The sequence below is a fragment of the Plantactinospora sp. B24E8 genome, from assembly GCF_039871735.1.
In the GTDB taxonomy this organism is placed as follows: Bacteria; Actinomycetota; Actinomycetes; order Mycobacteriales; family Micromonosporaceae; genus Plantactinospora.
The window spans coordinates 39,796-52,059 of record NZ_JBDPMH010000017.1; the positions used below are offsets into that span (position 1 = coordinate 39,796).

Consider the following 12,264-nt stretch of genomic DNA (forward strand, 5'->3'; position numbering starts at 1 on the left):
CGGGGGAGCCAGCCGCTGGGCTCGGAGACGGCCCGGCGGCCAGACCCGTCACACCCGACGCCGACCGAACAGATCCGTGAGGTGGTCCTGAATGACGCGCCCAGACGACGAGTTCCCCCCACTCGACGTCACGTCGACGCTCAACCTTGGCTCGCTCGACGAGATGCTGGAGGGCCCGGAGACCGATGTGGTGCCGAGCCGCATGTCGGGCTCGTTGCCGCCGGGTATGGCGCTGCTCGTGGTACGCCGGGGTCCGAACGCGGGTGCCCGGTTCCTGTTGGACCATGACGTGACGACGAGTGGGCGGCATCCGGACAGTGACATTTTCCTGGACGATGTGACGGTGTCGCGTCGTCATGCTGAGTTCCATCGGGACGGCGGTACGTTCACTGTTCGGGATGTCGGGAGTTTGAACGGTACGTACGTGAATCGGGAGCGGGTCGAGGCGGCGACGCTCAGTAATGGTGATGAGGTGCAGGTCGGTAAGTTCCGGCTGGTGTTCATCGCTGGTCCGCGTGCGGAGGAGGGGGCCTTCCGGGGGTGAGTGAGCGCGCGGCGGCGGCTGTTCCCGGGGCGGGGGCGGCCGCTCGGGGCCAGCCACTGATGAGTATCGGTGAGGTGCTGGCGCAGCTACGGGTGGAGTTTCCCGACACGACGATTTCGAAGCTGCGCTTTCTCGAGTCCGAGGGTCTGGTGGAGCCGCAGCGCACCCCGGCGGGTTATCGGAAGTACAGCTGGGATGACGTGGCGCGGTTGCGGTTCGTGTTGACCGCTCAGCGTGACCAGTATCTGCCGTTGCGGGTGATCCGTGAGCAGTTGGCGGAGGCGGATCGGGAGGGGTTGCCGGGGCCGGAGCGGCCGCGTCCGTCGTTGGTGGCGGTGGGGCCGGATGGTGAGGTGCCGGGCCGGGAGCCGGTTGTCGAGTCGTCGGATGGTCGGTTGGGTCGGGGCGAGTTGGTGTCGCGGAGCGGCATTGACGAGTCGTTGTTGGCGGAGTTGGAGCGGATGGGGTTGGTGGTGTCCCATCCGCCGGGTTGGTATGACGGGGACGCGTTGTTGATCGCGCGGGCGGTGGCGGGGTTGGCGGGTTATGGCCTGGAGCCGCGGCATCTGCGGGGTTACCGGACGGCGGCGGACCGCGAGGTGGGGTTGTTCGCGCAGTTGGTGGCGCCGTTGGTGCGGCAGAGTGATCCGGCGGCGCGGGCTCGGGCGGCGGAGGTGGCGCGGGAGTTGGTGGGGTTGTCGCAGCAGTTGCATGCCGCGTTGGTGCGGGTGGGGTTGCGGGGGACGGTGGGTCGCTGACGGGTGGTCGGCGGTGGTGTGGGTTGGTCGGGGTGGCGGGAAAGATCTGTGGCGGTGGGCGTGGCGTAGGCTTCCGGGGGTAAGCCCTGGTGGGTGCGGCGGGGTGGGCGGCGCGCGTGGGGCGTCGGTATCCCGGTCCGTGTACCGTGCAGGGCAGGGGCATGCCGGCGTTGGCGGTGGAGTTGTCTGTCGCCGTTCGTCGGTGGTGGGAAGACGACGACGACACGGAGGCTGCGGTGCGCGAGCTGAGCGTGGTCGGGGTTCGGGTGGAGTTGCCCACGAACCAGCCGATCGTGTTGCTCAGGGAGGTCGAGGGCGACCGTTACCTGCCGATCTGGATAGGTGCGGTGGAGGCTACGGCGATCGCGTATGAGCAGCAGGGGGTCAAGCCGGCGCGACCGTTGACGCATGATCTGCTGCGGGACATCCTGGCCGCGTTGCAGGCGCCGTTGCGGGCGGTGGAGATTGTCGAGTTGAAGGAGAACGTCTTCTACGCGGATCTGTTGATCGGTGACGGGGTGCGGGTGTCGGCTCGGCCGAGTGATTCGATCGCGTTGGCGTTGCGGGTGGGTGCGCCGATCCGGTGTGCGGAGCAGGTGCTGTCGGAGGCGGGCATCGTGATTCCGGATGAGCAGGAGGACGAGGTGGAGCGGTTCCGGGAGTTCCTGGAGCAGGTGCGTCCGGAGGATTTCGCGGGCTGACCCTCGGGTGGTCTGTTGCCCGGTCGTGTCTGGCCGGGTTCGGTGTTGTTTCCGGTGTTCGCGGTGGGGTGCGCGTGGGGTGACGGCTGCGGTGCGGCGTGTCGTGGCTTCTTCTGCGGGGTAACCCTCCAGCCGGGCTATAGGGTTGGCGTGTCGAGGGGTGCGCGTCCCGGAAACGACGTGTCACCGCACGGGCGGGGAGGTTGTCCGATGCTTGAGTCGCGGGACCCTGATCCGGGTGTGTCAGATCATCAGCGTCTGGTGGAGGGGCGTGCGCTGGCGGACGGTGGAGTTGCTGGTTCGTCGGTGGAGGATGGTGCGGTCGGCTATCGGGGTGTGACGGCGTGTCATGCCGTGGGCATCAGTTACCGGCAGTTGGATTACTGGGCGCGTACCGGTCTGGTGGTGCCGAGTGTGCGGGACGCGTCGGGTTCGGGGACGCAGCGGCTGTATTCGTTTCGTGACCTGGTGGTGTTGAAGGTCGTGAAGCGGTTGTTGGACGCCGGTGTGTCGTTGCAGAACATTCGTCGGGCGATTGAGACGTTGCGGTCGCGTGGGGTGGCGGATCTGGCGGGTATCACGCTGATCTCGGACGGGACGACGGTGTACGAGTGCCGGTCGCCGGAGGAGGTTGTTGACCTTCTGCAGGGTGGGCAGGGGGTTTTCGGGATCGCGATCGGTGGGGCGTTCAAGGAGATCCAGGGTTCGTTGTCGCATCTGCCGGCGGAGCCGGCGGGTGAGTTGCCGGTGTCGGTTGAGGACGGGCCGGGGGCCGGGGACGAGTTGGCGGCGCGTCGGGCGCGGCGTCGGGCTGGTTGATCGTCGCCGCCTGGTGGACCGTGCGGCCCGGGTGGGGTGTTCTGTTGTTCGCCTGGGGGTTGCTCCACGGGGGGCCGGCTGCGGCGTGTGACCGGATAATCGGCTGTGTGGCTGAGATGGTGTCGTTGGTGCCGCCTGACCGGGGTCGCCGTTGGCGGCGGCGGATTCTGGTGTTGACGCTGGTGGTGGTGCTGTTGTCGGCGGCGCTGGTGGTCGGCAGCGGGATGTGGGTGCGTCGGTCGGCGCAGGGGTACGTCTACGACGTGGCGGGGGTTCCGGCGGCGCCGGTGGCGTTGGTGCTCGGGGCGCAGGTGTATCCGGATGGTTCGCCGTCGCCGTTTCTGGCGGCCCGGTTGGGGTTGGCCAGACAGTTGTGGGCGGCCGGGAAGGTTCGGGTGATCCTGGTTTCCGGGGATCATCGGCGGTGGGACTACGACGAGCCGGGTGCGATGCGGCGGTGGCTGGTCGACCGGGGGGTGCCGGCGGGGCAGGTGGTCGAGGACCATGCGGGTTTCGACACCTATGACTCGTGTCTGCGGGCGCGGCGGATTTTCGGGGTGGAGCGGGCGGTGGTGGTGACGCAGGGTTTCCACATTGATCGGGCGGTTGCGGTGTGTCGGCGGGTGGGGGTTGACGCGGTGGGGGTCGGGGATCAGAGCGTGCGTCGGTTCGAGCGGGCTTGGGCGTGGGGTGCGTTCCGGGACCGGTTCGCGGCGGTGAAGGCGGTGTACGACGTGGTGAGTGGTCGTGATCCGGTGTTTCTGGGGCGGCCGGAGTGGGGTGTCCGGGACGCGTTGCGGGGGTGACCGTCGTGGGTGGATGGTCGGTGTGGGCAGCGGGTATCGACAGTTGTTGACGAACAACTGTACGGAAGACCCGATTCGGGTTTGATGACACGGTACGGGTGGGCGCGGTAGTGTTCCCTCCCAGTGCCGCTCGGCGGCGGTCGCCGGGTGGGCCGAGTTGTGTGTCAGCGACCCCGCGCCGCGCGACCCGTCTCGCGCTGGAAGGATGACCGTGACGGAACCACAGGACAGCGTCGTGTCGCCGTCGGCGACCGACGTCAGCACCGTCCGCGACGGCAGGGCCCCGCAGCCGTCGTACCACGGACGGATCGGTGGGGCGGCGGCGGTCAGGCAGGCCGTGTGGCTGTCCTGCGGCCGGGTGTCGGCCGGCATGGTGGCGGGCGTCTGATCGTGGACGTCGCCCGTCTCAAGCAGAGCTGGCAGATGGTCGCCGCGCACGGGGATCAGGTGCCGCTCTATTTCTATTCGACTCTGTTTCTCGCCCATCCCGAGACCCGGCAGATGTTCCCGACGAACATGGCGGGTCAGCGGGACCGGCTGGTGACCGCGTTGGGTCACATCGTCTCGCATGTGGACCAGGTGGAGCAGCTTGTCGGGTTCCTGCAGTCGCTCGGTGCGGACCACCGCAAGTTCGCGGTGCGGCCGGAGCACTATCCGGCGGTCGGGGAGGCGCTGCTGGCAACGTTGCGGCATTTTCTCGCCGAGCACTGGTCCGAGGACTTGTCCCAGGACTGGGCGGCGGCGTACGGGCTGGTCGCGAAGGTGATGGTGGACGGCGCTTCGGCGGCGGAGAACGTCAGCCCGCCGTGGTGGGTCGGCGAGGTGGTGGCGCACGAGCCCCGGACGTTCGACGTGGCGGTGTTGACGCTGCGTCCGCAGTATCTGTTGCCGTTCGAGCCGGGGCAGTCGATCGGGGTGTCGAGTCCGGCGACCCGGGCGTGGCGGTACTACTCGCCGGCGAACGCGCCCCGGTCCGACGGCACGATCGAGTTGCACGTGCGGGCGGCTCCGGGTGGGGCGGTCAGTTCTCGGCTGGTGTACGGCACGAGTGTCGGTGATCAGGTGCATCTGGCGGCTCCGGTGGGGGAGCGGTTGACGTTGCGCCAGGCGGGGGCGGGTGACCTGCTGTTGATCGGCAACGGTACCGGTCTGGCGCCGTTGAAGGCGCTGGTGGAGCAGGTGGCGGCGGAGGGTGGTGGCCGGCGGGTCGACCTGTTTGTCGGTGCCCGGTCCCGTACGGAGTTCTACGACGTCGACGCGTTGGAGAAGCTTGCCGCGGCGTGTCCGTGGCTGCGGGTGTCGTACGTGGTGAACGCGGATCCGGCCCGGCCGGGTGAGTTCACGCAGGTGGTGGACCGGGTACTGGCCGAGGGTGACTGGCGCGGACGGCACGTCTTCCTCTGCGGCTCGGATCTGATGGTGTCGAGTGCGGTCAGTGGGTTGGCCCAGGCGGGTTTCCACGCGGGGCAGGTGCACTACGAGGCGCTGGGTGGGCAGTGGTATTCGCCGGGGCGGCGGGTCGGTGCCGGGCAGGAGCAGAGGCCGGCAGATGGAGGTGCGCAGTGAGCGTCAGCCCGATCAGCGAGTACGACCGGGCCACCGCGGTGACCGGCCAGCGCGTCCGGTTGACCGCGGACCGGGTGCGGCGGTGGGAGTTCTCGTCGTCGTCGTTCACCCGGCGGGGGTACGACGACCGGGACGTGGACCGGTTCCGGCATCAGGTGGCCGACGAGTTGGATCTGTTGGCGTCCCAGTTGGCGGATCTGCGGGCGGAGAACGAGCGGCTGCAGGACCGGGTGGAGTTGCATCGGCACGGGGTGTTGCCGAGTGCCAGTGGTGTGGCGCAGTTGCCGGGGCCGAAGGAGGTGAATCTGCTGTCGGCGGCGCAGCGGGAGGCGGAGCAGATTATCGCCCAGGCGCACGACTATGCCCGGCGGGTCGCCGAGTACGCGCGGACGCAGTACGAGAACTATCTGCGGGCGGCGGCGGAGGAGGCCCGTAACGAGGCGGAGCGGGCGGTGCAGGAGTATCGGGCGTCGGCGGGGGCGACGTTCGACGACACGGTCGCGACCCGGGAGGCGTTGCGGATCTTCGGCGAGATGATGATCTCGCACATGCAGGCGGCGGCCCGGCATCTCGACGACGGCAGTGAGCATCTGGCGCGGACGATGGACCGGATCGTCCGGGAGGCGGGGCCGGGGGTCGCGGCGGCGGCCGGTGACCGGCCGGCGTTGTCGCCGCGTCCGAGTCCCGGACGCTGAGGCCGGTCCGCCGGTTGGCGCGGACCCGGATCGTGTGGGGCGTCGGTGGGCCGGGCGAGGTCGCCCGGCCCACCGGTGTGGTCAGGCGGCGCCGAGGTGGCTTTCGATCTCGGTCAGTTCGGCGTCGGTGAGGGTGAGGTTGTCCAGGGCGGCGACGTTGGTCTCCAGTTGGGTGACGCTGCTGGCGCCGATGATGAGGCTGGTCATCCGGGGGTCCCGCAGCGCCCAGGCGAGTGCCAGCTGGGCCAGGGTCTGGCCGCGGCGGGTGGCGATGTCGTGCAGGGCCCGTACGGTGGCCATCGTCGAGTCGGTGAGGTCGCTCTCGTTGAGGAAGACGCTGGTGCGGACGCGGGAGTCGGCCGGGATGCCGTCGAGGTAGCGGTCGGTGAGCACGCCCTGGGCGAGGGGGCTGTAGGCGATGCAGCCGGCGCCGACCTGTTCGAGGGTGTCGAGCAGGTGGTCGGCCTCGGTCCAGCGGTTGAGCATCGAGTACGACGGTTGGTGGATCAGCAGCGGGGTGCCGAGGTCGGCGAGGATCGCGGCGGCCTGTGCGGTCTGGGCCGAGTTGTAGTTCGACAGGCCGACGTAGTGGGCCTTGCCGGCCCGGACGACGGCGTCGAGGGCGGTCATCGTCTCCTCGATCGGGGTGTCCGGGTCGGGGCGGTGGTGGTAGAAGATGTCGACGTGGTCGAGTCCCAGCCGGCGCAGTGACTGGTCGAGGGAGGAGACGAGGTACTTGCGCGATCCCCATTCGCCGTACGGGCCGGGCCACATCCGGTAGCCGGCCTTGGTGGAGATGACCAGCTCGTCGCGGTAGGGGGCGAGGTCGGTGGCGAGGATCCGGCCGAAGTTCGACTCCGCGGTGCCGGGCGGCGGGCCGTAGTTGTTGGCCAGGTCGAAGTGGGTGACGCCGAGGTCGAAGGCGCGTCGGCAGATGTCCCGCTGGGTCTGCCAGGGGCGGGCGTCGCCGAAGTTGTGCCACAGGCCGAGCGAGATCGCGGGCAGGTGGAGGCCGCTGCGGCCGGTCCGGCGGTAGGTCATCGTGTCGTAGCGGTCATCCGCGGCAACGTAGGTCACGATCCACAGACTATGCCGCTGCTGGTGGCCGATGGCCCGGGACCACGGTCGGCGGCCGGTCAGATGCCGGTCGCCCGGGTGCCGCAGGGCACCAGCGGTGCCAGACCGAAGTCCAGCGTCTCGGTGACGCCGGCGGTGACCCGGTGCCGCAGCGTCTCCGGCAGCCAGCCGTCCTTGGCGACGATCACGTCGTAGCGGCCCTGGGGCAGCCAGTAGGCGTATGCCCCGGCGGAGTCCGCGACGATCGTGTAGCCGATCGACGGGTCGGCGAGGTTGACCAGCCGGACCGTCGCCTTGAGCCGGGCGGGTGCGCCGGTGCACGGCTCCGAGGTGACGGCGCCCCGCACCTTGCCCCAGTTGTTCGGCGGCGTGACCAGCATCGTCACGTCGACCTCGGGGGCGGTGTACGGGGTGTTCGCGGCGGCGGTCAGACCGGCGGTGAGGGTGCCGGGTTGGGTGACGCCGGCCTCGGCGGTGGCGGTCAGGGTGACCTGCACCGTCCGGGACGCGCCCGGCTCGAGGGTGAACTCGGCGGGGTTGGCGGACAGCCACGGCAGGTCGCCGACGTTGCCGCACTCGTCGAGTCCGGCGAGCTGTTCGGCCCTGGGGGTGCCGGTCCACGGCTGCACCATGCCGCCGACCTTGTACACCCCGCAGGCGCCGGCGCCCCGGTAGACCGCCAACTGGGCGTTGGGCAGGTCGGTCCAGGCTCCGGTGACCGGGTCGTAGGCGATCGACCGGTTGGTGATGGTGTTGGAGTTGTTCGTCACGCCACCGCTGATGACCAGCAGGCCGCTGGCCGCCGTGTACGCCGAACCCCACAGGTCGAGCGGCAGGTCCGGCAGCCGGGTCCAGCTGTCGCCGGCCGGGTCGTACACCCAGGCGTCGGTGACGGCGGTGTCGCCGGAGAGGCCGCCGCCGCAGTAGACCTTGCCGCCGACGCCGCCGCAGGACATCCACGACGTGCTGTGCGGGTAGCCGGCCACCTGGCCGAAGGTGCCGGTGGCGGCGTCGAAGACGACCACCTTGTCGGATTCGGCGCAGGTGTTGGTGAGGCAGCCGCCGACCAGGTACACCTTGCCGTCGGCGACGGCGGTGCCGGCGGCCGCGGCGGGTGTCGGGTTGGTCGTCGGCAGGGTGCTCCAGGTGCCGGCCGCCGGGTCGAACACGTCGACGGTGTTGACCGGGGTGCCGCCGGGTGCCCAGCCGCCGAAGACGTACAGCTTGCCGCCGAGTTCGACGGCGGAGGGGCGGGCCCGGCCGGTCGGCAGGTTCGGCAGGGCGTCCCAGGTGCCGTCGGCGGGGTCGTACGCCCAGGCCCGGGTGTGGTGGCCGACGTCGGTGCCGCCGCCGACCGAGTACACCCTGTCGTCGACGGTGGCGGTCGCGTTGTCGTACAGGTTGACGGGGAGGTTGGCGACGTTGGTCCAGGTGTCGGCCGCCGCGGTGACGGCGGCCGCCGGGCTGGTGCCGGTGACGGGCCGGCCGGTCTGGGCCGGGCTGATGCCCTTGACCCAGTGTTCGACCAGCGGTGCCCCGGCCCGGCCGAGGAGGCTGAAGTCGCCGGCGCGTTCCAGCATCTGCACGGTCGCCGGGGCGCTGCCGGTGTTGCGGACGGTGACCGTGGCGGTGCGGGACTTCCCGTACTGCTGGGTGGTCTCGACGGTGCCGGTCAGGGTGACCCGGCCGGCGGTCAGGGTGTGGTCGGCGTCGGTGACGCGGTCGGCGGTGACGGTGACGGACCGGGTCGCCGGCTGGTAGCCGCCCCGGGTGGCGGTGAACTGTTGGCTGCCGACCTGGTCGGTGAAGAGCCAGTAGAAGCCGTCGCCGAGGGCCGGGTCGGCCGGGGTGGCGGCGGAGACGGCCGTGTCGGCCGGGTCGGTGACGCTGGCGACGGTGACGCCGTTGACGCCGCCGCCGGTGTTGCGGTCGGTGGTGGTGCCGACGACGAGTCCGCCGGGGACCGGTTCGCAGGCCCGGTTGACGATGCTGATGTTGTCGAGCTGCCACCACCAGGCGAAGCTGCCGGTGTAGTGGAACCGGACGCGGACGTCAGCGGCGCCGCCGGCGCCGGTGAGGGCAAGTTCCTCGACGACCGGGCCGCGGCGGCTGGCCGTGGTCCAGCGGCTGAGGTTGGTCCAGGTGGTGCCGCCGTCGGTGGAGACGTCGACGTCGGCGCCGCCGTTGCCGAACCCGTTGTAGTCGCTGTTGAACCGCAGGACCGGGTTCGGTACGCCGGTCAGGTCCAGCGGCCGGGTGACGAGTTCGGTGTCGAGGCTGGTGCCGCTGCCGGCGGTGTCGCTGTCGGCGATGGCGAAGCGGCCACTGCCGCCGGTGTTGTTGCCGCGCGAGCCGGGGTCGGTGAAGCTCCAGCCGCCGTGCGGGGTGTGGTTGACGACCGTCCAGCCCTGCGGCGGGTCGGTGCCGTCGAGGGACTCGGCGACGACCGGGTCGCCGTAGTCGACGGCGTAGCCGGTGGCGGTGCAGCCGGCGTCGACGGGGACCGCGACGTCGACGGTGGCGCCGGTGTCGCCGACGGTGACCTCGGTGCTCACCGTCTGGTAGGCCGGGTAGACCGGGGTGGTGGTGACGGTGTAGGTGGCGTTCGCCGGCACCTCGACGGTGTATTCGCCGGTGACCGGGTTGGTGTGGACGGGGTCGCCGGGGCGGCCGCTGACCTGGACACGGGCGTAGAGCGGCCAGCCGTGTCCGGAGCCGTCGGTGACGGTGCCGGAGACGGTGACCGCGGCGGCGGAGACGAGGGCGAAGTCCTCGGTCGAGGTTTCGCCGTTGACGACGGTGACGGTCGCGGTGCGGCTGTGGTAGCCGTACGCGGAGACGGTCAGTTCGACCTCGCCGGCGGGGACCCGGACCTGGTAGCGGCCGGTCGCGTCGGTGGTGGTGGAGCGGGTGCCGTGGTCGACGGTGGCGCCGGCGACCGGGGTGCCGCCGTCGGCGGCGGTGACGGTGCCGACGATGGTGCCGGTCTCACCGCGCGGGGCGAGGGTGACGGCCTCGTACGCGTCGAGGCGTCCCTCACCGAAGTTGTTGTTGTCGTCGACGGTGCCGCCGCAGCCGGTGGAGTCGACGTCGATCGCGGTCTCGTCGAGCAGGGCCCGGGTGGCGGTGATGTCGCCGTGTACGGCCGGGGCCGCGGACCAGAGCAGCGCGACCGCGCCGGACAGGTGCGGGGTGGCCATCGAGGTGCCGGTGAAGGCGGCGTAGCTGTTGCCGGGGATGCTGGAGCGGACGTTGACCGCGGGTCCGGAGATGTCGGGCTTGGTGGCGCCGTCGACACCGGAGCCGCCGCGGCTGGAGTTGACGTAGATGTTGTTGTTGATGTCGTAGCCGCCGACGGCGTACGAGTTCGGGTAGTCGCCGGGGGAGCCGGCGGTGTTGCAGCCGGGTCCGGCGTTGCCGTTGGCGAAGGACGGGAAGATGCCGGCGGCGACCCAGGCGTCGACGATCTGCTTGTACCACAGGTCGCCGCCGTCTCCGCCCCACGAGTTGTTGACGATGTCGGCGTGCAGTTCGGGGCGGGGGTTGTTGCCGGCGAGGTCGGTGGGGGCGAGGACGAACTGGCCGGCGGCGAGCAGGGCCGCGTTGGAGCAGAACTGGCCCTCGCAGCCCTTGGCGGCGATCCAGGTCGCGGCGGGTGCGACACCGATCTGGTTGCCGGCGCCGTCGTCGCCGACCATGGTGCCCATCGTGTGGGTGCCGTGGCCGTTGTTGTCACACGGGGTGTTGTTGGCGCACAGTCCGGTGGGGTCGAACCAGTTGTAGTGGTGTTCGACGGTGCCGCCGGTGTTGCCGCGGTAGCTGGCGGCGAGCGCCGGGTGGTCGTACTGGACGCCGGTGTCGATGTTGGCGACCACGATCCCTTCGCCGCGGACGCCGTACTCGGACCAGACCTGGGGGGCCTTGACGCTGGTGACGCCCCATTCGGCGGCCTGCGGGGCGGCGTCGGCGGCGGTGGTCGCGGTCGGGGTGACCAGCGGGACGTGTGTGATCTCCTCGATCCGTTCGACGGCGGCGTCGGCGGCGATCGTGTCGACCAGGGCGGCGTCGCCGGTGACCTTGAGCGCGTTGGCGATCCAGTACGCCTGGTAGCGGATCTTCTTCGCGTCGAGTTGGCGGCGCAGCTCGGACTGGCTGCGGCTGGCGGTCGTGGTCAACTGCCGGTAGACGCCGGCGGCGCGGGCGTCGGTGTCCCGGGCGCTGGCGGCGGCGCTGAGGTCGGCGCGGTCCTTGAGGTAGACGATGAAGTCGGTGGTGCCGCCGTCGGTCAGTTCGGCGCGTAGTGCCGGGCTGACGGCGGCGGGGTCGGCGCCGGGTGGTGCCGCGGCGGCCGGTTGTGCGGCGATTCCGACCAGGAGCGCCGACGCGGCGGCGACGAACGCCGCCGCTGTTCGGTGCAGCCCGGCTGGCCGGGATCGGTGTTGATGGACCACGTACTCCTCCTCAGGTCGCGGATTCGGCCTGGTGGGCCGGTTCCGGTACGGCGTCGGGCTGTCCGGGCGCCGTGGACGTGCGGGGAGTGGATCGTGTCTGTGTGTCGCCTCCCCGCCACACCCTGCACACATGCTCGGTGGGCGGAAGGACTTGATCAATGACTGTGGCTGGGCAATCATTGATCATGTTCTGGGTCGTTGTGTTGCGGTGACATGAAACCGACGAGTCGCTGTCGCGTCCGGCGATACGTGCGACGTCAGGGCCGCGGCACCGGCCGACCATGGGGAGGCGACTGTCGGTGACGGGTTCCGAGGTGCCGTTGGTGGTGTGTGTCTCGTCGGACACGAAGTTCCGGGAGTGGCTGGTGCGGCAGGTCGACCGGCGTACGCCGGTGCTGGTCTGCGCCGACCTGGACGAGCTGCGGGCGATGCTGTTCCGTCCGTTGTCGCCGGTGGCCGTCGAGCACCGCCGGCCGCCTGCGGTGGAGAGCCGGCCGGCGCCGGCGGTGTCGTTCGGTGACCTCGTCGTTGACGCGGCGGCCCATCAGGTGACGTGGCGGGGTGACCTGCTGACCACCACCCGCCGCGAGCGGGAGCTGCTGGTGCGGCTGGCCGGGCGGCCGTTGACGGTCTGGTCGTACGAGCGGCTGTTCGCCGAGGTGTGGGGTGGGGCGTATCTCGGTGACACGTCGATCCTGCACTCGGCGGTGAAGCGGCTGCGTCGCAAGCTGGCGGCGATCGACGGCGGGCCGTCGGTGGAGACGGTGCGTGGTGTCGGCTACCGCCTGGTGGGTCTCGCCTGATCCGACGATCCGCCCGCCGGCGGTGACCGGCGGTGTAGCGGTGA

General features: G+C 70.7%; 11 protein-coding genes. 9 read left to right on the forward strand and 2 right to left on the reverse strand.

Features of this window, described 5'->3' with window-relative positions; all coding sequences use genetic code 11:
* The first annotated feature begins 91 nt into the window (after positions 1-91).
* The 8 genes from ABGB21_RS22865 to ABGB21_RS22900 all read left to right on the forward strand — a co-directional run bounded on the left by ABGB21_RS22865 (position 92) and on the right by ABGB21_RS22900 (position 5,889).
* Positions 92-544, forward strand: a complete 453-nt coding sequence (locus tag ABGB21_RS22865) for an FHA domain-containing protein (protein WP_331215152.1) — start codon at positions 92-94, stop codon at positions 542-544.
* Positions 541-1,302 carry a MerR family transcriptional regulator gene (locus ABGB21_RS22870; protein WP_347657216.1) on the forward strand — a complete coding sequence of 254 codons (762 nt, stop codon included), beginning with the start codon at positions 541-543 and terminating at the stop codon, positions 1,300-1,302. The genes ABGB21_RS22865 and ABGB21_RS22870 overlap by 4 nt, the downstream gene beginning before the upstream one ends.
* A 236-nt stretch (positions 1,303-1,538) precedes the next feature.
* Positions 1,539-2,003: a bifunctional nuclease family protein gene (locus tag ABGB21_RS22875; RefSeq protein WP_331215150.1), complete on the forward strand. Its 465-nt coding sequence runs from the start codon at positions 1,539-1,541 to the stop codon at positions 2,001-2,003.
* A gap of 210 nt (positions 2,004-2,213) precedes the next feature.
* Positions 2,214-2,822 (forward strand): MerR family transcriptional regulator, encoded by a 609-nt coding sequence (locus tag ABGB21_RS22880; protein ID WP_347679435.1) that lies wholly within the window; start codon positions 2,214-2,216, stop codon positions 2,820-2,822.
* 116 nt (positions 2,823-2,938) lie between these two features.
* Positions 2,939-3,628: an ElyC/SanA/YdcF family protein gene (locus ABGB21_RS22885; RefSeq protein WP_347679520.1), complete on the forward strand. Its 690-nt coding sequence runs from the start codon at positions 2,939-2,941 to the stop codon at positions 3,626-3,628.
* A gap of 211 nt (positions 3,629-3,839) precedes the next feature.
* Positions 3,840-4,016, forward strand: coding sequence for a hypothetical protein (locus ABGB21_RS22890; RefSeq protein WP_347657217.1), 177 nt, complete (start codon positions 3,840-3,842; stop codon positions 4,014-4,016).
* A gap of 2 nt (positions 4,017-4,018) precedes the next feature.
* A complete protein-coding gene (locus ABGB21_RS22895; protein ID WP_347657218.1) occupies positions 4,019-5,194 on the forward strand; it encodes a globin domain-containing protein in 1,176 nt (391 codons plus the stop codon).
* The gene (locus ABGB21_RS22900) at positions 5,191-5,889 is read left to right on the forward strand and encodes a DivIVA domain-containing protein (RefSeq protein WP_347657219.1); all 699 of its coding nucleotides are present in this window, start codon (positions 5,191-5,193) and stop codon (positions 5,887-5,889) included. Before ABGB21_RS22895 ends, ABGB21_RS22900 begins: the two co-directional genes overlap by 4 nt.
* A gap of 81 nt (positions 5,890-5,970) precedes the next feature.
* Here the strand turns inward: ABGB21_RS22900 and mgrA are convergent, their stop codons facing one another.
* Both mgrA and ABGB21_RS22910 read right to left on the reverse strand, forming a co-directional pair.
* A complete protein-coding gene (gene mgrA, locus ABGB21_RS22905) occupies positions 5,971-6,966 on the reverse strand; it encodes an L-glyceraldehyde 3-phosphate reductase (protein ID WP_347657220.1) in 996 nt (331 codons plus the stop codon).
* Between the two features lie 59 nt (positions 6,967-7,025).
* Positions 7,026-11,384: a S8 family serine peptidase gene (locus ABGB21_RS22910; protein WP_347679522.1), complete on the reverse strand. Its 4,359-nt coding sequence runs from the start codon at positions 11,382-11,384 to the stop codon at positions 7,026-7,028.
* A 332-nt stretch (positions 11,385-11,716) separates the two neighbouring features.
* On the opposite strand from ABGB21_RS22910, the gene ABGB21_RS22915 reads away from it, so the two are divergent.
* Positions 11,717-12,220: a winged helix-turn-helix domain-containing protein gene (locus tag ABGB21_RS22915; protein WP_347657221.1), complete on the forward strand. Its 504-nt coding sequence runs from the start codon at positions 11,717-11,719 to the stop codon at positions 12,218-12,220.
* Positions 12,221-12,264 lie beyond the last annotated feature (44 nt).